This is a genomic window from Achromobacter maghribensis (assembly GCF_057334215.1).
This window is the reverse complement of the sequence record NZ_JBHFII010000010.1, coordinates 1-22,010: the sequence shown is the minus strand read 5'-3', so window position 1 is coordinate 22,010 and position 22,010 is coordinate 1. Positions and strand designations below refer to the sequence as shown.

General features: G+C 64.3%; 18 protein-coding genes and 1 tRNA gene. 5 read left to right on the top strand and 14 right to left on the bottom strand.

Annotation, left to right across the window (positions count from 1 at the left end; all coding sequences use genetic code 11):
• The 8 genes from ACE039_RS04175 to ACE039_RS04140 form a co-directional block, all read right to left on the bottom strand.
• Nucleotides 1-1,044 (bottom strand): alpha-ketoacid dehydrogenase subunit beta, encoded by a 1,044-nt coding sequence (locus ACE039_RS04175; RefSeq protein ID WP_485821740.1) that lies wholly within the window; start codon nucleotides 1,042-1,044, stop codon nucleotides 1-3.
• 2 nt (nucleotides 1,045-1,046) lie between these two features.
• Nucleotides 1,047-2,279, bottom strand: coding sequence for a 3-methyl-2-oxobutanoate dehydrogenase (2-methylpropanoyl-transferring) subunit alpha (locus ACE039_RS04170; RefSeq protein WP_313464751.1), 1,233 nt, complete (start codon nucleotides 2,277-2,279; stop codon nucleotides 1,047-1,049).
• Nucleotides 2,280-2,484: 205 nt separating this feature from the next.
• Nucleotides 2,485-4,878, bottom strand: coding sequence for a TonB-dependent siderophore receptor (locus ACE039_RS04165; protein ID WP_485811417.1), 2,394 nt, complete (start codon nucleotides 4,876-4,878; stop codon nucleotides 2,485-2,487).
• Nucleotides 4,879-4,949: 71 nt separating this feature from the next.
• On the bottom strand, nucleotides 4,950-5,912 hold the full coding sequence (locus ACE039_RS04160) for a FecR domain-containing protein (RefSeq protein ID WP_448711409.1): 963 nt from the start codon (nucleotides 5,910-5,912) through the stop codon (nucleotides 4,950-4,952).
• On the bottom strand, nucleotides 5,909-6,421 hold the full coding sequence (locus tag ACE039_RS04155) for a sigma-70 family RNA polymerase sigma factor (RefSeq protein WP_105560106.1): 513 nt from the start codon (nucleotides 6,419-6,421) through the stop codon (nucleotides 5,909-5,911). Before ACE039_RS04155 ends, ACE039_RS04160 begins: the two co-directional genes overlap by 4 nt.
• A gap of 101 nt (nucleotides 6,422-6,522) precedes the next feature.
• The gene (locus tag ACE039_RS04150) at nucleotides 6,523-7,116 is read right to left on the bottom strand and encodes a nitroreductase family protein (RefSeq protein ID WP_105560105.1); all 594 of its coding nucleotides are present in this window, start codon (nucleotides 7,114-7,116) and stop codon (nucleotides 6,523-6,525) included.
• A 90-nt stretch (nucleotides 7,117-7,206) separates the two neighbouring features.
• Nucleotides 7,207-7,641, bottom strand: coding sequence for a Cd(II)/Pb(II)-responsive transcriptional regulator (cadR, locus tag ACE039_RS04145; RefSeq protein WP_105560104.1), 435 nt, complete (start codon nucleotides 7,639-7,641; stop codon nucleotides 7,207-7,209).
• A gap of 80 nt (nucleotides 7,642-7,721) precedes the next feature.
• Entirely contained in the window at nucleotides 7,722-8,009 is a 288-nt protein-coding gene (locus ACE039_RS04140) for a hypothetical protein (protein ID WP_485820840.1), read from the bottom strand.
• A gap of 9 nt (nucleotides 8,010-8,018) precedes the next feature.
• Between ACE039_RS04140 and ACE039_RS04135 the strand changes: the two genes are divergently transcribed.
• A complete protein-coding gene (locus ACE039_RS04135; RefSeq protein WP_485820839.1) occupies nucleotides 8,019-10,184 on the top strand; it encodes a heavy metal translocating P-type ATPase in 2,166 nt (721 codons plus the stop codon).
• A 40-nt stretch (nucleotides 10,185-10,224) separates the two neighbouring features.
• Here ACE039_RS04135 and speG read toward each other — a convergent pair whose 3' ends face one another.
• Entirely contained in the window at nucleotides 10,225-10,809 is a 585-nt protein-coding gene (gene speG / locus ACE039_RS04130) for a spermidine N1-acetyltransferase (protein WP_105560101.1), read from the bottom strand.
• Nucleotides 10,810-11,122: 313 nt separating this feature from the next.
• Between speG and ACE039_RS04125 the strand changes: the two genes are divergently transcribed.
• Nucleotides 11,123-12,619 (top strand): M81 family metallopeptidase, encoded by a 1,497-nt coding sequence (locus tag ACE039_RS04125; RefSeq protein ID WP_448711413.1) that lies wholly within the window; start codon nucleotides 11,123-11,125, stop codon nucleotides 12,617-12,619.
• A 21-nt stretch (nucleotides 12,620-12,640) separates the two neighbouring features.
• On the opposite strand, the gene ACE039_RS04120 is transcribed toward ACE039_RS04125, so the two are convergent.
• Nucleotides 12,641-13,345: a riboflavin synthase subunit alpha gene (locus ACE039_RS04120; protein ID WP_448711415.1), complete on the bottom strand. Its 705-nt coding sequence runs from the start codon at nucleotides 13,343-13,345 to the stop codon at nucleotides 12,641-12,643.
• A 112-nt stretch (nucleotides 13,346-13,457) separates the two neighbouring features.
• The gene (locus ACE039_RS04115) at nucleotides 13,458-14,894 is read right to left on the bottom strand and encodes an aldehyde dehydrogenase family protein (protein ID WP_448711421.1); all 1,437 of its coding nucleotides are present in this window, start codon (nucleotides 14,892-14,894) and stop codon (nucleotides 13,458-13,460) included.
• Nucleotides 14,895-15,165: 271 nt separating this feature from the next.
• Here ACE039_RS04115 and ACE039_RS04110 point away from each other — a divergent pair, with 271 nt between their 5' ends.
• On the top strand, nucleotides 15,166-15,969 hold the full coding sequence (locus ACE039_RS04110; RefSeq protein WP_310027397.1) for a FadR/GntR family transcriptional regulator: 804 nt from the start codon (nucleotides 15,166-15,168) through the stop codon (nucleotides 15,967-15,969).
• 26 nt (nucleotides 15,970-15,995) lie between these two features.
• Here the strand turns inward: ACE039_RS04110 and ACE039_RS04105 are convergent, their stop codons facing one another.
• Nucleotides 15,996-16,205, bottom strand: coding sequence for a hypothetical protein (locus ACE039_RS04105; RefSeq protein ID WP_105560137.1), 210 nt, complete (start codon nucleotides 16,203-16,205; stop codon nucleotides 15,996-15,998).
• A 277-nt stretch (nucleotides 16,206-16,482) separates the two neighbouring features.
• Here ACE039_RS04105 and xth point away from each other — a divergent pair, with 277 nt between their 5' ends.
• Complete coding sequence (gene xth / locus ACE039_RS04100; RefSeq protein ID WP_105560096.1) at nucleotides 16,483-17,265, top strand: exodeoxyribonuclease III; 783 nt, start codon at nucleotides 16,483-16,485, stop codon at nucleotides 17,263-17,265.
• A 68-nt stretch (nucleotides 17,266-17,333) separates the two neighbouring features.
• Nucleotides 17,334-17,409, top strand: a tRNA-Ala gene (locus ACE039_RS04095).
• Between the two features lie 98 nt (nucleotides 17,410-17,507).
• On the opposite strand, the gene ACE039_RS04090 is transcribed toward ACE039_RS04095, so the two are convergent.
• Together ACE039_RS04090 and ACE039_RS04085 are read right to left on the bottom strand one after the other, a co-directional pair.
• Nucleotides 17,508-18,206 (bottom strand): hypothetical protein, encoded by a 699-nt coding sequence (locus ACE039_RS04090; protein ID WP_448711418.1) that lies wholly within the window; start codon nucleotides 18,204-18,206, stop codon nucleotides 17,508-17,510.
• The gene (locus ACE039_RS04085; protein ID WP_485821757.1) at nucleotides 18,203-22,000 is read right to left on the bottom strand and encodes a beta-ketoacyl synthase N-terminal-like domain-containing protein; all 3,798 of its coding nucleotides are present in this window, start codon (nucleotides 21,998-22,000) and stop codon (nucleotides 18,203-18,205) included. The genes ACE039_RS04090 and ACE039_RS04085 overlap by 4 nt, the downstream gene beginning before the upstream one ends.
• Nucleotides 22,001-22,010: the final 10 nt, after the last annotated feature.

The following is a 22,010-nucleotide window of genomic DNA, read 5'->3' as shown; positions in this document are numbered from 1 at the left end:
TCACACCTCCATCGCGCGTTTGAACGCTTCGCCGACCCGGCGCGGGCCGGGGAAGTACGCCCATTCCTGCGCGTGCGGGTAGGGAGTATCCCAACCGGTCACGCGCTCGACAGGCGCCTCCAGGTGATGGAAGCAGTGCTCTTGAACCAGCGAAATCAGTTCCGCGCCATACCCGCAGGTACGCGTGGCTTCGTGCACCACCACGCAACGGCCGGTCTTCTTCACCGAGTTCACGATGGTTTCCAGGTCCAGCGGCCAAAGGCTGCGCAGATCGATCACTTCGGCGTCGATGCCGGTTTCGTCGGCGGCGGTCAACGACACATACACCGTGGTGCCATAGGTCAGCACCGTCAACGCCTTGCCCGGCCGCACGATGGCGGCGGTGTCCAGCGGCACGGTGTAGTAGCCCGTCGGCACCACGCTGCCCGGACGCCCGGTCCACGGGGTCACCGGGCGGTCGTGGTGGCCGTCGAAGGGGCCGTTGTAGAGCCGCTTGGGTTCCAGGAAAATCACCGGGTCGTCGTTTTCGATCGAAGCAATCAGCAAGCCCTTGGCGTCGTAGGGGTTGGACGGCATCACCGTGCGCAACCCGCAGACCTGCGTGAACATGGCTTCGGGGCTTTGGCTGTGCGTCTGCCCGCCGTAGATGCCACCGCCGCAAGGCATGCGGATGGTCATCGGGGCGATGAACTCGCCCACCGAGCGATAGCGCAGGCGCGCGGCTTCCGACACGATCTGATCGGAAGCGGGATAGAAGTAGTCGGCGAACTGGATCTCGCACACGGGCCGCAAGCCATAGGCGCCCATGCCCACCGCCACGCCCACGATGCCGCCTTCGGAGATCGGCGTGTCGAACACGCGCGAACTGCCGTACTTGGTCTGCAAGCCTTCGGTGCACCGGAACACGCCGCCGAAATAGCCGACGTCCTGGCCGAACACCACCACGTTGTTGTCACGCTCCAGCATCACATCCATGGCCGAGCGCAATGCCTGGATCATGGTCATCGGCGCAGAGGCCGGACCAGCGTTGTTATCAATTGCCATGATCAGACTCCGAGCTGCTGGCGCTGCCGGCGCAGATGCTCCGGCATGTCTTTGTAGACGTCTTCAAAGATGCTGGCCGCGCTGGGGACGTGGCCGTCCACCAGGGTGCCGTAGCTTTCCGCTTCCTTTTGGGCCGCGACGATCTCGGCGTCCAGTTCGGCGCGAACCGCATCGTGTTCGGCGTCGGACCAGATACCCAGGGCGATCAGGTGCTTCTTGAAGCGCTCGATCGGGTCGCCCAGCGGAAAGTGCGCCCAGTCGTCGCCGGGGCGGTACTTGGAAGGGTCGTCGGAGGTCGAGTGCGGACCGGCGCGGTACGTCACCCATTCGATCAGGGTCGGGCCCAGGTTGCGGCGGGCGCGTTCGGCGGCCCAGCGCGAGGCGGAATAGACCGCCAGGAAATCATTGCCGTCCACCCGCAGCGACGCGATGCCGCAGCCCACGCCGCGGCCCGCGAACGTCGCGCCTTCGCCGCCGGCGATGGCCTGGAAGGTGGAGATGGCCCATTGGTTGTTGACCACGTTCAGGATGACTGGCGCGCGGTACACATGCGCGAACGTCAGCGCGGTGTGGAAGTCGGCTTCGGCCGTGGCGCCGTCGCCGATCCAGGCCGACGCGATGCGCGTGTCGCCCTTGATGGCGGACGCCATCGCCCAGCCCACCGCCTGGATGAACTGCGTGGCCAGGTTGCCGGAAATGGTGAAGAAGCCGTTTGCCCGGTCGGAGTACATCACCGGCAGTTGGCGCCCCTTGAGCGGGTCGCGTTCATTCGACATCAGCTGGCACATCATGGTGACCAGCGACACATCGCGCGACAGCAGGATGCTCTGCTGGCGGTAGGTGGGGAAACACATGTCGCCCTGCTCCAGCGCCAGCGCGTGCGCCGTGCCGATGGCTTCTTCGCCCAGGCTCTGCATGTAGAACGAGATCTTCTTCTTGCGCTGCGCCGTCAGCATGCGACCGTCGAAAATCCGCGTCTTCAGCATGGCCCGCATGCCCGCACGCAGTTGATCGTTGCTGATCTCGGGCGCCCACGGCCCGACCGCGCGGCCGTCGTCGTCGATCACCCGGACCAGGCTATACGCCAGTCCGCCGGTATCGACCGCGGCAACATCAATGGGGGGTTTGGGCACCTCGCCAGGCGGCGACAGATGCAGATAGGAAAAGTCGGTCTTGCAACCCGGACGCCCGGTGGGCTCGGGGACGTGCAACTTCAGCGGCCCATATTGGCTCATATATTGTCTCCACGCTTGATCGTGTCATGCGTTTTCTTCCTACCAAGACATTGCCAAAGGTGTGTGACCTCAAGCGCTGCCATCGTCGGCCCCTCGCATAGGGATAAATATGCGTGGCCGTCGACGAGATTAGCACAGGGGACAGGGTCGCCGAGACGGGCCAGCACGCATGCGGGCCCGTATCTCACTAGGGGTTTTCCAGCGTTTACCAGCGATAGCTCAGGGTGGCATACAGCGTGCGCGGATCGCCGTAGCGGCACCCCGTCGCCCCCGCGCAAGCCAGGTAGCCGCGGTTGAACAGATTGCGCGCGTTCAGCGTCAGCGACAGGCCGGACATGGCCGGGTCCAGCGCGCCGAAGTCATAACCGGCCAGGGCGTCGACCAGGAACTGGCCGGGCACATTCGCGGGGTAGCCAGGCAGGTTCGTCGAGCTGGCATAACGCACGCCCGCGCCGACGGTCAGACCCGGCACGCCCGCGGCGGTCAGGTTGTAGTCGGCCCAGATGGAGGCGCTGTGCAGCGGCACCAGTGCGATGCGCTGGTCAACCAGCGACGCCACCGTGCTTCGCGTGGTGCGGGCGTCGGTGTAGGCATAGCTGGCCGTCAGGTTCAAGGCGCCCAGGCGTGCCTTGGCTTCCAGTTCCAACCCCCGCGACCGCGCCCGACCGGTCTGCACCGAGTACGTCGCGTCGGCCGGGTCGCCGGTCAACGCATTGGTCTGCGTCAGGTCATAGACCGCCGCGCTGTACAGCATGTTGCCGCCCGGCGGCTCATAGCGCAGGCCCAGTTCGTACTGCGTGCCTTTGGTCGGTTTGAACGCGTTGCCGGCGCGGTCGACGCCGATCGTCGGCGCAAACGACTGGCTGGCGCTGAGGTAAGGCGCCAGGCCGTTGTCGGCCAGGTACACCAGGCCCACGCGGCCGGTCGTGGCGCTGTCGCGCAGGCGTGTCGTGGCGCCCGTGGCGTAGTTCTTCTGGTCGGTATCCGCCCAATCCTGGCGGCCACCCAGCACCAGCACCCATTTGTCCTGGATCTTGATCTGGTCTTGCAGGTACAAGCCCAGCGAATCGGAACGCGTATTGATGCCGTAGTCCGCGGCGGTGTTCAGCGTCGGCACCGCACCATATACGGGGTGATAGATGTCCGCCAGCGCCGCCACCGTGCCGGAATGGCGATGCGAGTCATAGCCGCTGCGGTAGTAATCCAGCCCGGCCAGCACCGTGTGTTGCAACGGCCCGCCGTCCAGCTTCAGTTCCAGCGACGTATCGGTTGCGACGCCATACGAGTGTTCGCTGCGGCTGACCACGCCACGCCGCAAGGTCTGGCCGTTGGCCTGCAACGCGCCGAAGCTCAGATAGTCCCAAGTGCCGTCCGCCGTGAAATACCGCGCGCTCTGGCGCAGCGTCACCCGGTCGTTGAATGCGTGCTCGAACGCATAACCGACGGTGTAGGTATCGGTGTCGTAGCGGTCGAAATCCGGCTCGCCGATGAAGAGGTCGCGAGGGATCTGGCCGTTCAAGGTATTGGCGGCGGGCATGGGCGCGGAAAAGCGCGTGCGGATGCGCTGATAGCTGGCCAGCAGCGTCAGCGACGTGGCCGCCGAAGGCTGCCACGTCAGGGCCGGCGCCAGGTAGGTCCGGTCGTCCGGCACATGGTCCACCCAGTTGTCGGCGTTGCGGGCTAGCCCCGTCAGCCGGTACGTCCAGGCGCCATCCTCGGTCAGCGCGCCGGTGAAGTCGCCCGACACCTGGCGGCGTCCATAACTGCCGGTATCGAGGTTCAGCTCGCGCAGGGAATCGGCCGAGGGGCGCTTGCTGACGGTGTTGACCACGCCGCCCGGACTCAGTTGCCCGTACAGCACCGAAGACGCGCCGCGCAGCACCTCCACCCGTTCCAGCCCATAGGGTTCCTGCCCGCCGTCATAGACACTGGACTGCAGTTTCAGGCCGTCGCGCAATTGCCCGGAGTTCCCCGCGGCCACATTGAAGCCCCGCAGCATCAGGTCGTCCACCATGCGGCTGAAAGCGGGCGATTGCGCCGACACGCCGGGCGTGTAGCCCAGCGCATCCGCTACCGAACCCGCCTTGACCGCGCGGATCTGGTCGCTGGTGACGACCGATATGGATTGCGGCGTTTCGATCAGCGGCGTGTCGGTCTTGGTGCCCGACAGCGCGCGTTGCGCCACGTAGCCGTCCACATGCCCGGTGGGCGATTCGATGGAACCGGTCACGCGGACCGGCTCAAGCATGGCGGCGCCTTCGGGCGCGCGCCGCGCGCTCAGCGTGCCATTGGCCGTGACGGCCAGTTCCAGGCCGCTACCGGCAAGCGCGCGCCGCGCCGCGTCTTCTGCCGTGTAATCGCCGACGATGGCCGGCGCATTGCGGCCCGCCACCAGGGCGGGATCGACGGACACGGCGCGCCCGCTCTGCCGAGCGATGCGGGTCAGCGTATCGCCCAAGGCGCCAGCGGGCACGTCGAAGCGCAAAACAGCGCGGGCGGCGGCGGGGCCGCCCGGCGGGGTCTGGGCATGGACCGCAGGCGCGGCCAAGGCAATGAACAGCGCGGCGGCCAGGGGCCGAAGCGGGCGACGATGGAACATGGGTTCTCCTGCAACAGTTTGGTGTTTCAGGAGGGATGTCCAACGACGCGGACAAAAGTGATCATTTATTTTCAGTGCGAGGCGCGGCGCAAGTCGATGCTGACGAACCAACCGCCCAACGACGTGACGTCGATCGGCAAGGTCTGGCGCAGCGACTCCAGCGTGCGGCCCGTGTCGTCCAGCGGAAACGCCCCCAACACGCGCAGCCGCGCGGCGGCCGGCGTAATCCGGATGATGCCGCGCCGGTAGGGCTGCAGCGCGTGCACCACCGCCCCCAATGACTCGTCATGCACGACCAGCATGCCGGTTTGCCACGCGGCGGCGTCGGCCAGCATGGCGTCGGGCATGCCCAGGCCCCGCGCATCGAACCGCAGGCCCTCGCCGGCCCGCAGCACGCGGCGCTGGCCGCCGGCGCGCACTTCGACGAGATGTTCGACCACGCTGACCACGCAAGCCTCTTCTTCCCGAGCCACGCTGAACACCGTCCCCAGCGCCTGCACCTCGCCCTCGGCGGTTGCGACGATGAACGGCCGCGCGGCGTCGGGTGCCACGCGTGCATAGACCGCGCCCGCTTTCAAGCGGACGCGGCGCTCGCCGGCACTGAAATCCAGATCCACGGCCGAGCGCGCATTCAGCGTCAACTCGCTGCCGTCCGGCAAGGTATAGGCGCGACGTTCGCCGGTACCCGTGCGCAGGTCGGCGGCCAGCGTACGCAGCGGGGTCTGGCGATCGACCAGCGCGGCCAGGCCGCCCGCCGCCAGCGCCAGGCCCAGTGCATTGCGCAGCATCCGCCGCCTGGCCGGCGGGGTCAGCAAGGCGCGGCCAGCCGCCAGCCGCTGCTCGCCCCCGCCCAGCGCCGCAAAGGAATCCTTGACAGCGGCGTTGACCTTCTCCCACGCCGCGCGATGGCGGGGATCCGCCAGCCGCCATTGCTCGAACCGCGCGCGGTCGGCGGCAGTCACGCTGCCCGAGGACAGCAGCACCATCCAATCCACGGCCGATTCCAGATCGGCCGGCAGCAACGGCGCGGTCATGCGTCCAGGCGCGCCGCCACGCACAGCGTGATGGCCTGCTTCATGTAGCGCCGCACCGTGATGACGGAAACGCCGACGCGCACGGCGATCTCGGCGTAGCCGAGTCCGTCGAGCTGACTGTAAAGGAAGGTCTGGCGTGCCTTGAGCGGCAGGCGTTGCAATGCGCGGTCGATATGCATCAAGGCCTCGATCACCAACGCACGGCTTTCTTCGCTGGCCACGGTGGCCGGCGGCAAGGCGCCAAGGCTGTCGAGATACGCGCGCTCCAGCTCGCGGCGGCGCCAGAAGGTGAACAGCGTGCGCTGCGCCAACGTGGTCAGGAACGCGCGCGGTTCGCGAATGGTCTCGGTCTGGCGGCCAGCCAGGACACGCACGAACGTATCGTGCGCCAGGTCGGCCGCATCATGGCGGCACCCTAGCCTGCGCCGCAGCCACGCTTGCAGCCAGGAGTGATGCGCTTCATACAGCTCGGCAGCGGAATGCTCCGTGGGCTGTGCGGATGGGGACATGGAAAGGCGCCAGGCTAATTAACAATAAGAATTATTGTCATTTATTGCCTGGCGCGCAAGCGCCCTGTTCAGGGGCGCCCTGCAAGACGTGTCTTTTTCGGTCAGACCGGGCCGGTCCACTCCGTGACGAAGTCGCGATAGTCGGGGCGGTTGGCCGGCGGCACGGCGCAACCCGGCGTGCCGATGGCCAGATAGCCCAGGAAACGGTAGTCCAGCGAATCCAGGCCCAGCGCGTTCTGCACGTCTTCGACATACGTGCCGACTCCAGTGCTCCAGAATGCGCCATAGCCCAGCATATGAACAGCATTCAGGATGTTCATGACCGAGCAGCCCGTGGCCAGCAGTTGCTCGTGCTCGGGGATCTTGGTGTTGTCGTGCGCGATCTTCTGCGCCACGGCAATGAACAGCGGCACGCCCGCCATCCATTCGCGCACCGACTTTTCCTTTTCAGGCGTCATGCGCGGGTCGCCGCTACGCTTGACCGCGTCCAGCGCCACATCCGCCAGCTTGCCAATGGCCTCGCCCTGGATCACGACAAAACGCCACGGGCGCAGCGCGCCATGGTCGGGGGCCGACATGGCGGCCTGCAGAATCTGTTCAAGTTCGTCGGGCTTGGGCGCCGGGCCCCGCAAGAACTTCACGGAACGGCGCGTGGTCAGGGCGTGCAGCGGAGTGGCGGTGGTGGTTACGGTCATGGATTCGGGCGCAAATGGGAAAGAAACAGATTCTCATATTAAGCGATGGCGGCGGACGGGGCGGGCATCCCCCGGCCCGCAGCAAGGGCATCAGCCCAGGTGGGTGTGACGCTCCTGGCGCTCTTCGACCTGCATTTCAGACAGGCCGTGCAGAATGCCGCAGTCTTCCGCGTCGGGTCGCGCGGACAGGCAGCGCTGCCGCAAATCGGTCAGCTGCGTCTTCAGTTGCGTCAGCTCGGCGATGCGTTCATCCACATGCGAAATGTGTTCGTCGAACAGTTCATTAATGGGGCCGCATCCGGTTTGATGGTTATCGGCCAATGACAGGATGGCGCGTATTTCGTCCTGCGTCATGTCCAGCGCCCGGCAATTCCGGATCAGGCGCAGCCGTTCCAGATGGGGTTGCCCGTAGCTGCGGTAGTTGTTCAGGCCGCGTTCCGGGGCGGGCAGCAGCCCTTCTTTTTCGTAGTACCTGACCGTTTCGACGGTGGTGCCGGCCGCCGTGGCCAATTCGCCAATACGCATCGCGCCTCCCTGGATCGCATCCGCTTGAAATAAGGGGTTGACCCTATAGTAACTCCAAGGTGTGGAATACGACCATCAGCTTACATAAGGCGTAGAAGATGTCCCTCCCTCCTGTCAACACCCACAAACCCAAGCCCGCCGGGCAAGACGGCGCCTGCTGCGGCGGCGGGCACGGCGAACATGCGCACGGCCAGGCGGGTCACGATCACGCAGCGGTCGGCGGGGACCACGGGCACGATCATCGCCACGACCACGATCACAGCCATGACCACGACCATAACCATGATCATGATCACGGCCACAAGCATGACCACGCCCATGATCATGGCCATCGTCACGCGCAGCCGGAGGCCGCTTGCTGCGGCCACGCGCACGGCATGGAAAACATGTCGCTCTCGGGCGACGGCGGCTCCACGCTTGCCGCCGGCCCGGGGCAGTTGCTTGCACGCCTGCGCATCGGTCAGATGGACTGCCCCACCGAGGAAACGCTGATCCGCAAGAAGCTGGGCAATCTGGACGGCGTGCATGCGCTGGACTTCAACCTGATGCAGCGCGTGCTGACGGTGGTGCACGCCGAGGGCGCGCTGGACCGCATCATGGCCGCCATCAAGTCGCTGGACATGACGCCGGAACCGCTGACCGACGGCGCACCCGGCACCCCTGCCCCCGGCGCCAAGCCCGTGAACTGGTGGCTGATCGGCGGCTCGGGCGTGCTGGCCGCCTTGTCCGAGCTTTCCCATTTCGCCGCCTGGCCGCTGGGCGTCACCGCGGCATTCGCCGTGGCCGCCATTCTGGCTTGCGGCCTTACCACCTACCGCAAAGGCTGGATCGCCGTGCGCAACGGCAACCTCAACATCAATGCCCTGATGAGCATTGCCGTGACCGGCGCCGTGCTCATCGGCCAATGGCCCGAAGCGGCCATGGTGATGTTCCTGTTCAACGTGGCCGAATTGATCGAGGCCCGTTCGCTGGACCGTGCGCGCAATGCCATCCGTGGCCTGCTGGACCTGGCCCCCGAAACCGCGACGGTGCGCCAGGCAGACGGCCGCTGGCTTGAAGTGCCCGCCGCGCAATTGCAGGTGAACGACGTGGTGCGCGTGCGCCCCGGCGAACGCATCGCCGCCGACGGCATCATCGTCAGCGGCAGTTCGGCCGTGGACCAGTCACCCATCACCGGCGAAAGCCTGCCCGTGGAAAAGACGCAGGACGATCCGGTGTTCGCCGCCACGGTGAACACGTCGGGCTCGTTCGAATACCGCGTGACCGCGGCCGCCGGCAATACGACGCTGGCCCGCATCATCCACGCCGTCGAACAGGCCCAGGGCGCCCGCGCGCCGACCCAGCGCTTCATCGACCGCTTCTCGCGCATCTATACGCCGGTCGTGGTGGCGGTGGCCGTGTTGGTGGCCGTGGCGCCGCCCCTGCTGTGGAGCCAGCCGTGGTTCGATGCCATCTACCGCGCGCTGGCGCTGTTGATCATCGCCTGCCCGTGCGCACTGGTGATTTCAACGCCGGTCAGCATCGTCAGCGGCCTGACCGCCGCCTCGCGGCGCGGCATTCTGGTCAAGGGCGGCGTGTATCTGGAAGAAGGCCGCAACCTGAAGTGGTTGGCGCTGGACAAGACCGGCACGCTGACGCACGGCAAACCGGTGCAGACCGACCTGCAGGAGTGGGAGGTGTCCGACCAGGCCCGTCACCCCGCAGCCCTGATCGCGGCCAGCCTGGCCGCCCGTTCCGACCACCCGGTGTCGCTGGCGGTTGCCAATGCGGCACGCGACGCCGGCATGGCGTTGCTTGAGGTCGACGCCTTCACCGCCCTGCCCGGCCGCGGCGTCAGCGCGCAGATCGACGGCGTGACCTATCAATTGGGCAACCGCCGCCTGATGCGCGAACTGGGCGTGTCGAGCCCCAAGCTGGAAGCCCGCCTGGACGAACTCGAACGCCAGGGCAAGAGCGCCATCGGACTGACCGACGGCCACCGGGTGATGGCATTGGCCGCCGTGGCCGACACGGTCAAACCCACCAGCGCGGCCGCCATCGCCGACCTGCATGCGCTGGGCGTGCGCACGCTGATGCTGACGGGCGACAACACCCCTACCGCCCAGGCCATTGCGAAACAGGTCGGCATCGACGAAGCCCGCGGCGATCAACTGCCTGAAGACAAGCTGGCCGCCATCGAAAGCAAGCTGGCGCCCAGCGGCCGCGTGGGCATGGTGGGCGACGGCATCAACGACGCGCCGGCGCTGGCCCGCGCCGACATCGGGTTCGCGATGGGTGCCGCCGGCACGGGCACCGCCATCGAAACCGCGGATGTGGCCTTGATGGACGACGACCTGCGCAAGATCGGGACCTTCCTGCGCTTGTCTCGCGCAACCCACCGCGTGCTGATGCAGAACATCACGCTGGCGTTGGGCATCAAGGTGGTGTTCCTGGCGCTTGCCATGACCGGCAACGCGACGCTGTGGATGGCGGTGTTCGCCGACGTCGGGGCCAGCCTGCTGGTGGTGGCCAACGGCCTGCGCCTGCTGCGCGCGGCAGCCTGAGGCGCCACGCGTCAACACACGGAAAACGGATGAACGGGCGTCAGCCCGTTTGTTCTTCCTGCGGCCAATCCCGCAGTACGGGCGCATCGGGCGCGCCGGGCCCCACATCGCGCAGATGTTCGTGCTGCAACAGCGCCATGCGGTATGCGTCGCGATAGGCGCCGTTGGAAAAGAACTCTTCCTTCAGCAGCCCTTCGATCTGAAAGCCGCAGCGTTCGTACACGTGCACGGCCGCCATGTTGTCCTTGTCCACCACCAGATAGACCTTGTGCAGGTTCAGTACGCGGAACGCGTAGCCCACCGCGATGCGGGTCGCTGCTTTGGCGTAGCCCCGCCCCTGATAACTGGGCGCGATGATGATCTGGAATTCCGCGCGGCGGTGGATGTAGTCGATTTCCACCAGTTCCACCAGGCCTGCGGGTTGGCCGGTGTCGTGCTCGATGATGAAACGCCGCTCGTTCTGGTCGTGCAAGTGGCGGTCATAGAGGGCAACCAGTTCGTCGTAGGCCTCGTAGGGCTCTTCGAACCAATAACGCATGATGACGTCGTTATTGTTGATCTTGTGCACGAAGTGCAGGTCGCCGCGCTCCAGGGGGCGTATTTTGATATCGGATATGACCGACATAGAAACCTCCGAAAGTGCCATCATTGTATTCGAATCCGCCCGAAACGCCCTTTTCATGGGCATTTCATAGTCGAAATGGCTATTTATGGACCTCTCAGGACACAATTGTCTTGAAAGCCCCATATTTACTTGATCTATAAATTCAAAATACATAAATAAACAACGCCACGCGACGCGCTGAACCCGGTGCAAGTACGGGTAATCGTCCGTCCACACCGTGACGATTCCATCCGCTTTTTGCGGTGCTTTCGCGCCCCTCTCGTGCCACACTGCCGGCTGTTGCGCGCTATCCCGATGAACAAGAGGAAACGACATGCATATCCTGGTGGCAGGCTTTCAGCACGAGACCAATACCTTTGCGCCGTCCAAGGCCGGCTACGACAATTTCGTCCGGGGTGAAGGCTTTCCCGCCATGGTGCGCGGCGAAGACGTGCTGGCGCTACGCTCGGTCAACATTCCCGCAGGCGGCTTCATCAACGCCATCCAGGCGCAAGGCCACACCGTGCGCCCGGTGATCTGGGCCGGCGCCAGTCCGTCCGCCCATGTCACCCGCGATGCCTACGAACGCATCGCCGGCGAAATCCTGGATGCCGCGCGCAACGGGCCTTACGACGCCGTCTACCTGGACTTGCACGGCGCGATGGTGACGGAACACCTGGATGACGGCGAAGGCGAATTGCTGGCGCGCGTGCGCCAGATCGTGGGACCAGACGTGCCGGTCATCGCCAGCCTGGACCTGCACGCCAACGTCACCGCCGAAATGCTGCGCGAAGCCGACGGGCTGGCTGCGTTCCGCACCTATCCCCACGTGGACATGGCGGATACCGGCGAACATGCCGCGCGCCTGCTGCTGGCGCGCATCGCGGCGGGCCGCCGCTGGGTGCGCAGTGAACGCCGCCTGCCCTTCCTGATTCCCATCAACGGCATGTGCACGATGCTGCAGCCGTCGCAGGGCGTATACGAAACGCTGGCCCGGCTGGAGCAGACGCCAGGCGTTGCCTCCATTTCTTTCGCGCCCGGCTTTCCCGCCGCCGACTTCCCCGAATGCGGCCCCGTCGTCTGGGCGTATGGGTCGGATGCCGCGGCAGTGGAACAGGTTACCGATACGCTGTATCAGCGCGTGCTGGAACTGGAACCGCAATGGTCGCCGGACTTCCTGGAACCGGCCGAAGCGGTACGGCGCGCACAGGCCCTGGCACACGGCGCATCGCGCCCTGTCGTCATCGCCGACACGCAGGATAATCCCGGCGCGGGCGGCGACGCCAACACGACCGGCATGCTGCGCGCACTGGTCGAGGCGAATGCGCAGAATGCGGCGCTGGGGCTTTTCTACGACCCGGACGCCGTGCGCGCCGCTACCGCCGCAGGCATCGGCAAGACGGTCACGCTACGCTTGGGCGGCCAATCCGGCGTGGCGGGCGACACGGCTTTTGAAGGCGAATTCATGGTGGAAACGCTATCGCCCGGCAAGCTGCGCTTTGACGGCCCGATGATGCATGGCATGGATGTAGACCTGGGCGCGGTCGCCGGCTTGCGGATCGGCGGCGTGCGCGTCGTGGTCAGCGCCAGCAAGGCGCAGATGCTGGACCGCAATCTGTTCCGGGTAGGCGGCGTGCAGCCCGAGGAAATGGGGATACTGGTCGTGAAGAGTTCGGTGCATTTCCGCGCCGACTTCCAGCCGATTGCCCACGAAGTGCTGGTGGCGAAGGCGCCGGGGCCGATGCAGGCTGACCCGGCGGACCTGCCCTGGACCCGGCTGCAACCGGGCATCCGGGTTCGGCCGCTGGGGCAGCCGTTCGCGCGCCAATGACCGGCGTGCGGCAAGGCAGGCTTATTTGATCTTGCCCTGCGGGCTGACGAAGTCTTCCAGCGTCAGCCCCTTCTCTTTCAGGATGGCTTCCAGCAGCGGTTGCAGCTTGCCCAGGCTTTCCTGGACGGTTTCGCGCACGGTGTCCACCACCACCTGCGTGCTGCGTTCGATTTCGATGTTGACGAAGTCGCCCACCTGTTTGTCTTCAAAGACGGTCATGCGGCGGGTTTCGGGAATCAGCCAGACTTCGAACCAGCCCTCGGCGCGGTTCACTTCCGACACGGTCAAGCTGGCGCCGTTGATGGCGATGTAGCCCTTGGCGAACACGTACTTGCGGAAATCCGGGGGGATGCTGAAGCGCATCAGGCGATTGGTGTCGGACGACTTCACCATGATCACTTCGGACGTGAAGTCCACATGCCCGGACAGCGGGTGCCCGCCGATCTCGGCCCCGTCCCTGGCGGCGCGCTCGACGTTGGCGCGATCGCCTTCGGCGTAGCTGCCCAACGTGGTGATGGCCAGACTTTGCAGCATGACATCGAAGGTCGCCTGATTGTCGGACACCAATTCCGTGACGGTCAGGCAAACCCCGTCCGTCGATACGCTGGCGCCTATGGCCAGGTCGACACAGAAACCAGGGGGGAATTCCAGCGTGAAGGTGCGCAGGCCTTCGCGATCCGCGATCTTCGCGATCTTCGCGGTGCCTTGAACAATACCGGTGAACATACGGATCCTGAATACGGGGCGGCAGGCCCCTGAAGCAAAACGTCAACGTTAACCGATATTTTGCCAGGAACCGCCCCGCAAGACCGGGTGGCGGACGCCACCCGCCGCGATATCAATGACGGATCGCGATGGTCTTCAGCGTCGTGAAGCCATACAGCGCTTCGAAACCCTTTTCACGACCATAGCCCGACTGGCGCGAACCGCCGAAAGGCAGTTCCACGCCACCGCCGGCGCCGTAGTTGTTCACGAACACCTGGCCGGCGCGCAGCTTGCGGGCCAGGCGCATCTGGCGCGCGCCGTCGCGGGTCCACACGCCCGCCACCAGGCCGTACAGCGTGCCGTTGGCGATTTCCAGTGCTTCTTCCTCGGTATCGAACACCATTGCGGCCAACACGGGGCCGAACACTTCTTCCTGCGCCAGGCGGCTATCGGGCGGCACGTCGCGGAACAGCACGGGCGGCTGGTAATAGCCGGACTCCGGCGTGCCGTTTGCAAGCGTGCCGCGCGCGGCGACCTTCAGGCCTTCGGCCTCGGCTTCCGCCAGGAAACCCCGCACGCGATCGTGCTGGCGGGCGCTGATCAGCGGGCCCACGTCCAGGTCTTGCGCAGCGGGGCCGGTGACGGTGGCCGAGAACGCATCCGACAAGCGCTTGAGCACCGTTTCGTACACGCCGCGCTGAATCAGCACGCGGCTGCCCGCCGAGCAGGTCTGGCCGGCGTTCTGAATGATGGCGGCCAACAGCACCGGCATGGCGGCGTCCAGGTCGGCATCGTCGAACACGACTTGCGGCGACTTGCCACCCAGTTCCAGCGTGACCGGCACATGGTTTTCAGCGGCGGCATGCGCCACCATCTTGCCCGTCTGCGGCGAACCGGTGAACGAGATGTGGTCGATGCCCGGATGCGCGGTCAACGCCGCACCGGCCTCGTGGCCGTAGCCGGTGACGATGTTCAAGGCGCCGGCGGGCAACCCCACTTCGGCGGCGATCTCGGCCAGCTTCAACAGCGACAGGCACGCGTCTTCAGCGGGCTTGACCACGCAGGCATTGCCCGCGGCCAGCGCCGCGCCGACGCTGCGGCCGAAGATCTGCAAGGGGTAGTTCCAGGGCACGATGTGGCCGGTGACGCCATGCGCTTCGCGTACCGTCAGCACCGTGAATCCCGGGGTGTAGGGAATGGTCTCGCCATGCAGCTTGTCGACCGCGCCGGCGTAGAACTCGAAATAGCGCGCCACCGCCGCGGCATCCGCGCGGGCCTGCTTGATGGGCTTGCCCGTATCGGCCGATTCCAGCTGCGCCAATTCTTCCTGGCGGTCCAGCAGCGCAAACGCGATGCGCATCAGCAAGCGGCTGCGCGCGGCAGGCGCCATCTGGCCCCACTCGCCTTCAAAGGCTTCGCGGGCGGCCTCCACGGCGCGGTCGATATCCGCTTCGCCCGAACGGGCGATCGCCTCGAAGACCTTGCCATCGGACGGGTTCAGGACGGGAATGGTTTCACCGGCGGCGGCGGCCACCCATTGATTGGCGATAAAGTTCTTCTGAGTCACGATGTGCGGAGTAAAGTAGCGGCCCGATGGCCGGTTGCGAAAAGGGCTCGTGACGCACGAATGGCGTCACGCAGCGCGGAGCAATGGTTTCAAGCAAGGTACGAGAGGCCACCGTAACTTGTCAATTGAATTGACAGCTTTTATCCCACGCTTCAGGATATTTTCCTGGCCGATCGGGTAATCCCTAATATTTCAAGGATTCACGGCTGAATCCCTTTCCGCCACGGCTGTCATCCTGAATGACAATCCGGGCACTTACATCAGGAGCACGCTGATGAGCGACGTGCGTGACCCGCAGCTGGAATCGTTGTTGCAAGCCGCCACCCGCCCCCGTCCTGAATTGGACGTGCTGGCCGAAGTGGCCTCTGGCCTGGGCTATGTGCGCGCCGAACGCTTTGCTGAACGCGTGTACGAAAGCCTGTTCTACGCCATCGCCACCGGCAAGATCGCGCCCGGCAACAAACTGCCGACGGAACTGGAACTGGCGGCGTTGTTCGAGGTGTCGCGCCCCGTGGTCCGGCAGGCGTTGGACCGTCTGCGCGAAGACCAGCTCGTGGACTCCATCCGCGGGTCAGGCACCTACGTGCGCGCCAAGCCCGACCTGATGGGCGGCATGCCCGCTGTGGACCCGGCACGCCGCGTCGGCCATATCCTGGAAGGCCTGGAACTGCGCATGGTGATCGAACCCGAATGCGCCTATCTGGCAGCCCTGCGCCGCACTGCGGACGACCTGCGCGAAATGGATCGGATGCTGACGGGCTATGAAGAAGCCGACGCCTCAGGCGCCATCGCCCACCATCACGACTACGGCTTCCACCGCGCCATCGCGGCGGCCACCAGCAACCAGCGCTTCGTGCAAGTGTTGAAATCGCTGGAGTACGACGTCAGCCACGCCGTGAACGTCATGCGCCATCTGGTCCACAGCGAACCCTGGAAACGCACCCGCGCCGCCATCGATGAACACCGGCACATCTACCTGTTGATCCTGCAACAGGACGCGGACGGCGCCCGCAACGTCATGCGCGCGCACATCGAAAAGGCGAAAAGCCGGATGCTGAACAGCGGTTCCGAACACTGATCAGCCCGGCCGGGGCCCAAGGACCGTCAGCAGCGCGTCCATCCCGCCGACGGATCGCGCTTGTCGTCCAGGTAATCCCATCCGGTATCGCAGACCGCGCAGACGAACGCTTCGTGCGTGGCCTTTCGCTTGGCCGCCCCCAGGCTGCGCACGGCGCCAAGGCGGATCAGCCCGGCATGGCCCGGCGCCCCACGGGTGTGCTGCACGATGTTCTCGCATTCGCTGCATATCGCCATCTCTCCGCCTTTCATTATTCTTTCAGCGGAGATATTACGAAACGATACCGACGATAAGGTTCAGCAATTCTCACCGGATTGTTGCGTCGTCTCGGCCCGATCCTTCCGCGGCGCCCTCCGTGGCGCCCGGCAAATCCGACCCCGGCGCAAGGTATCATTCGTGGTTCGCCGGGACGGCCCGCCGCGGCCTGCCACCCACGGGGCATGCAAGCCGGCAGCGCCCTTCCCGACCGCGCCGGCCACGCGCCGCGGCCCCCGTCAATGACCGATAAGAACCATGAAATTAGCCACCTGGAACGTGAACTCCCTGAACGTGCGCCTGCAACAGGTGCTGGACTGGCTGGCCGCCAATCCGGTCGACGTGCTGTGCATCCAGGAACTGAAGCTTACCGACGACAAGTTTCCCGAAGCCGCTTTCAAGGAAGCCGGCTACCACGCGGTCTGGGCTGGCCAAAAGACCTATAACGGCGTCGCCATCATCTCGCGCGTGCCGGGCACGTCGATGGTGCGCAACATCCCCGGCTACGAAGATCCGCAACAGCGCGTCCTGGCCCTGACCTTCCCCAGCCCCGAAGGCGACGTCCGAGTCGTATGCGCCTACTGCCCCAACGGGCAATCGGTGGATTCCGACAAATACGTCTACAAGCTGGCCTGGTTCGACGCCATGCGCAACTGGCTGGCCGACGAAATCAAGCAGTATCCCCGCCTGGCCGTGCTGGGCGACTACAACGTCGCCCCTGCCGATGAAGACGTGCACAACCCGGAAAAATGGGAAGGCCAGGTGCTAGTGTCCGAACCGGAACGTGCCGCCTTGCGCGCGCTGCTCGACCTGGGCCTGACCGATTCCTTCCGCCTGTTCGAGCAGCCGGAAAAGTCGTTTTCCTGGTGGGATTACCGTCAATTCGCCTTCCGCCGCAACGCCGGCCTGCGGATCGACCACGTCTTGCTGTCAGCCCCGCTGGTCAAGCGTTGCATTGCCTGCGTGATCGACAAGGAGCCGCGCCGCAACGAGCAGCCGTCGGACCATGCGCCGGTCGTCGCCACCCTGGAATTCGTCTGAAAACTTTCGGCGGGCGGCATATTGCGCGCCGCTGGATTGTTCCTGTATAGTTTTGGTCTTGCTTCATTGGGGCGGTAGCTCAGCTGGGAGAGCGTCGCGTTCGCAATGCGAAGGTCGGGAGTTCGATCCTCCTCCGCTCCACCATTTCAAGTTCCAGAGTGATGAAGAAGTCTAAAACAGCGCCCTAAGGCGCTGTTTTTGTTTGACTTTACGGCGACACTGGAGCGCGCCAAGCGGGCGGCTCATGCGCCACACGGGCGGTCGAGAATCCCCAGCGACACAATGATGCCGTTGGACTCGAAGGTTCGCACCAGAATACATAGATTGCTGTACGTGCACCTTATCTGGAACCCGCGATTTGTCCTGGCGGCCACCAGACGCTCAAATCCTATGTAACGTTCAGCGCGAGGAGATATCAGCTTAATTGCCGCCTCTTTCGCCCCGAACAGAAGCGCCGCGGACCTCGGATCGCCAACAATCTCCGACGACTCACCCGCCGCCCGGACAAGGTGGGAAACCTCCCAATAGCGCGTCAAATCGGAAGCGTCTATCAGGTCAATCGCCAGGGCTTCGGCGGACGTCTTGATGGCGTGAACGATAGCCGCTGCGAACGGGCCATCATGGCTGATCGACCCGCCGTACCCTGCCGGCCATATCGGCTCGCCCAGTTTTCCCTTCGGGATCGGTTGAGAAGGCTCACCCATTTTCCCTAACGCCCGCCTGGCGGCAGATCGTCCCGCGGCAAACTCCACCCTCCGCCTCCAGGTAGCGTTCCTGACAACGGCCATTTCCTCAGGCAACAGGCCCCCGTCTTGATCAATGATCTCGACAGCGCAAGCGACAGGCTGACAGGTCAGTTGCAGGAGCTCGCGCCTCAAGTCGCCCTCCAGGCCCAAAGCGCGAGACATCGAGCCATGCACGACCGGACGTGAAAGGCTCATGGGATTGCAAACGGATAGGCGGGTAGCGCGATTCTTCGGGCATCGTCGGGGGCGCATTCATTCCATGGCACATCGCCGCCGTCGACCCACCATGACGCCAAGTTCAATAAATCACTTTCATCGGCGTCATTCCAGACCGGACACTGCGGATCTGCCCCGGCGGGCATTTGTTTGCGTCGTGGCGAGAGGCTGGCGACGCCACCGAAAAATACGCCATTCTTCGTTTTTTCGGGACGAAGCTCCTGGAAAGGATCGGCCAGCGTATCAAGCAGATCATCGTAGCCCGCCGCAACGGTGGCCCAACGATAGGACATCGCCTCTCGCCCTATCTGCAGGGTGTAGGCAAGATCATCCATTGAAACCTGCGGATTCCCCTTCAAGTGTTGGGACAGCTGATTCAGCTTTACCTTCAGGTCACCCTTATCATCGGCCGATAGAACAATTACCTGTGGCCGGGGCCTGCCAGCGGAGAAATGGACGCTTCGCTGGACATCATTCTGGTCGATGTATTCCTCTACGATAGCGCCCGCGTAAAACCCGCCATAGCCGAACGAATTGATCATGGCTCGCCTCGGAACCTCGTGCTCGGCCCCTGCGGCCGTAACCCGCTGGCGCGGCCAGGGTCGGATCTCGCTGCATAAGAAGAACGGCGAGGATTCCCGATTCAAGACCGGACTAAATGCCGTGGCATTCATGAACGGCGCGAGTTTTCCGTGTCTCATCTGCATGATTACTTTCAGCAGCTGAGACATTCCCGAGGCCGGCCCCAGATGCCCTATGTTCGGCTTGACAGAGCCGATGGAGCAGTAATTCCGGTCGGACGTGAAAGCCTCGAAGACCCTGCTCGTGGCAACATATTCGAGTTCATCGCCAAAAGGCGACCCATTCGCAGAGCATTCAACATGCGTTATGGTCCGAGGCGGCACGTTTGCGCGGAGGACATTGTCAGACATTGCCCTGGACAAGGTCTCTACCGAGCCATCCCCAAACTGCGATGTCGTCGATTTTATTGTCGCGAGAATGGTGTCCTTGTCCTGGATCGCCTGAGACAGCGGTTTAAGCACCACAGTGGCAGCGCCCTCTCCGAAAAGCGCGCCATCTCTTCCTTCCGCGAAACTCCGCCTCTCTGTCCCGCTGGCCATATAGTTTGCCTTGCATACCCGGCGATACAGCCCCTCGTCCAGGAGCATTACCCCGCTGACAACGGCAACATTGCAATTGCCATAGTGAAGATCCAGGCAAGCCATATGGATCGAGGTCGCAGACGAGGCGCTGAGTGTGTCTACCGCAATGGTCGGCCCAGTGAAATTGAAGAACTTCGAGATATGACCGACAAGGGCGCTTGAGCTGCCCGACGACATCGGCTGCACTGCGGCATCGGAGCCTGGCCCTCGCAGTTCGCCAATCATTCCAAGATATAAGCCAGTTCTGGATTGCGTGCTTTTCTTCAAGGCCGACCGCGTATATCCGGAAGACTCCAGGGCGCTCCAGATCGATTCCACGGTCAGCCGGTACGGCGTGCTGTCTGGCTCATCGTCCCCCAGAACGCCGGACAAAAAAGATCTGGGGCTGCGGCCATCGAATTCAATGAAACCGCCCCATTTGCAGTAGCTCATGCCTTTGTTTATGGCCTCTTCTCGATCGGAATTAAAGAAACCATCAAGATGCCAGCGGTTTTCAGGGACCTCTACAATGCAGTCCCTATTGCCACTCAGGTTGTCCCAGAACGCATTCACATCCGACGCCCCGGGGAAGCGTCCGCTCATACCGATCACGGCGATCGGTTCCAATTGCGGTGCAAGCGCAACTGTCTCGTCGGCATCGAAGCGATCCTCTTCTGGAATGCTCACCACTACTTTGCCGATATTCTGGCGGTCCTGCAGCCAGCGATAGGCGTTTTGAATTTCGTTGAAGTTGAACGTCCGGCCCAGCGTCGGACTGATCACGCCTTCGGCCAACAATCGCCCCATCTCGAGCACGGACTCCTGGAGGATGGCAGGTTTGCCGTGGCTGAGCTTGTTCAAATCGACGCTGTACAACACTTGGTTGTCGGTCAGGCCCGACAGGTCGATCGACCGCGCAGATTTCAACGCCGTCATCGCGATCTCGATATAGCGGCCGCCGGGAGCAAGACAGTTCAGACCCTTTTGAACGGCATCCCCAGGCAAGGTATTGATCACGACATCCACCCCTTGACCGTGCGTCAACCGCTGAATGGCCGCCTCGAAGTCCTCTTTCTGATAGTTGATCCGATGCGGCACCCCGAGCGATGCCAGATAATCGAGCTTTGCCTCGGACCCGGCGGTTGCATAGATGTCGGCCCCCGCATGTTTGGCCAGTTGCACCGCGATCAAGCCGACACCTCCTGCCGCCGTCTGAATCAGGATCCGCTCGCCAGGCTTGAGCTGCGCCTTCTTGAAACACTCGATCATCGTCAGCGCCACGCCAGGCAGCGCGCAAGCTGCTTCAAACGACAGACCGGCCGGGCAGGCAAACACCCGGGTCTCGGCGCAGGTCAATGCCGTCGCATGCGCTCCGAGGGTAGATCCCGCCAGCGCAATCACCGCATCGCCCACTGCGACACGCGACACTTTCGACCCAATCGCGACCACCACTCCGCTGGCCTCGAAGCCTGGCGTGAATGGATAGGCGGGCTGGGTCGGATACATGCCCTTCACGCACAACAAGTCACCGAAGTTCAGCGAGAAGGCTCTGACCGCAATCCGCACGTCGTGTGCGCCCAAGGGGGGCAGGCGATCCTCTCTGATGTGAAGATCGTCAATCGTGCCGGGCCGCTCCAGCCATACGCGCCGATATAGCGACCCGGCATACTGCGGACTTTGCTGCACAGCGGGCGCCGACGCGGCAATAGCTTCCCCATGCCGGCGACGCCCTCGTCCGACCGGGATAATCCTGCTTTCCGCCACGGAGGCTTCCAGCTTGGGGAGCGTCGCCGCAACGGATAAGGCCGTCGGGCTCGAGGGTTCTTCAAAGGCGGGGCTGATTGCGCTGATTGCGCTGATATGCGCGCCAAGCTGCGCAATCGTGGCATGATCGAATAACACTGTAGTGGGCAGCGTCAACCCTAGCTGCAGATTGATCGCATTGATCAGCGCCACGCCTGTGACCGAATCAATACCGTATGTCGAGAACGGCTGATCGTCCTCGAGGTCTGCCTCGCTCACTTTGAGCGTTTGAGCAATGCTCGCGCGGATCGCGGTCCGAGCCTGGTCCGAGTGTCGTTCGGGCGCTATCTTGGCCGGTACAGGCATCGGCGCTACGGTCGTCGCATCGGACTTGTGCGAAGGCATCCATACACGGGGCTCTTCGTGCGGCGTCTCCTTTTCGCTCTGGACCTGCACCAGGCCATCGCTGGTGGCCACGATGATCTGCTGACCCAGCTCGTGAGCGGCCTCTGCCGGCGCTTCGATCGCGCCAAATCCCTCCGCTGCCAGCACGTCGCGCCAGCCCTGCAGGCTCAAGGCCGGCGTCCCGGGGATCCGCACCGCCTCGTCCTCGGCCAGCCACCAGCCCTCCAACAGCCCGAACGTCAGATGCAAGAACAGGCTCGCCGCGCTCAACTCGTTGAGCAGCAGCAGGCCATTGCCTTTGAGCAGCGTTTTGACGTGCCGCAATGTGCGCCGGATATCCCGCGTCGCGTGCAGCACATTCGCCGCCACCGCCACATCGTAATGCCCCAACGCGAACCCCTGGGCCACCGGCGTGTGCTCGATGTCCAGGCGCCGGGTCTGCAGATACGGCGCCTGGGCGGCGTAGCGCTCCCGGGCGTGCAGCAGAAACGCT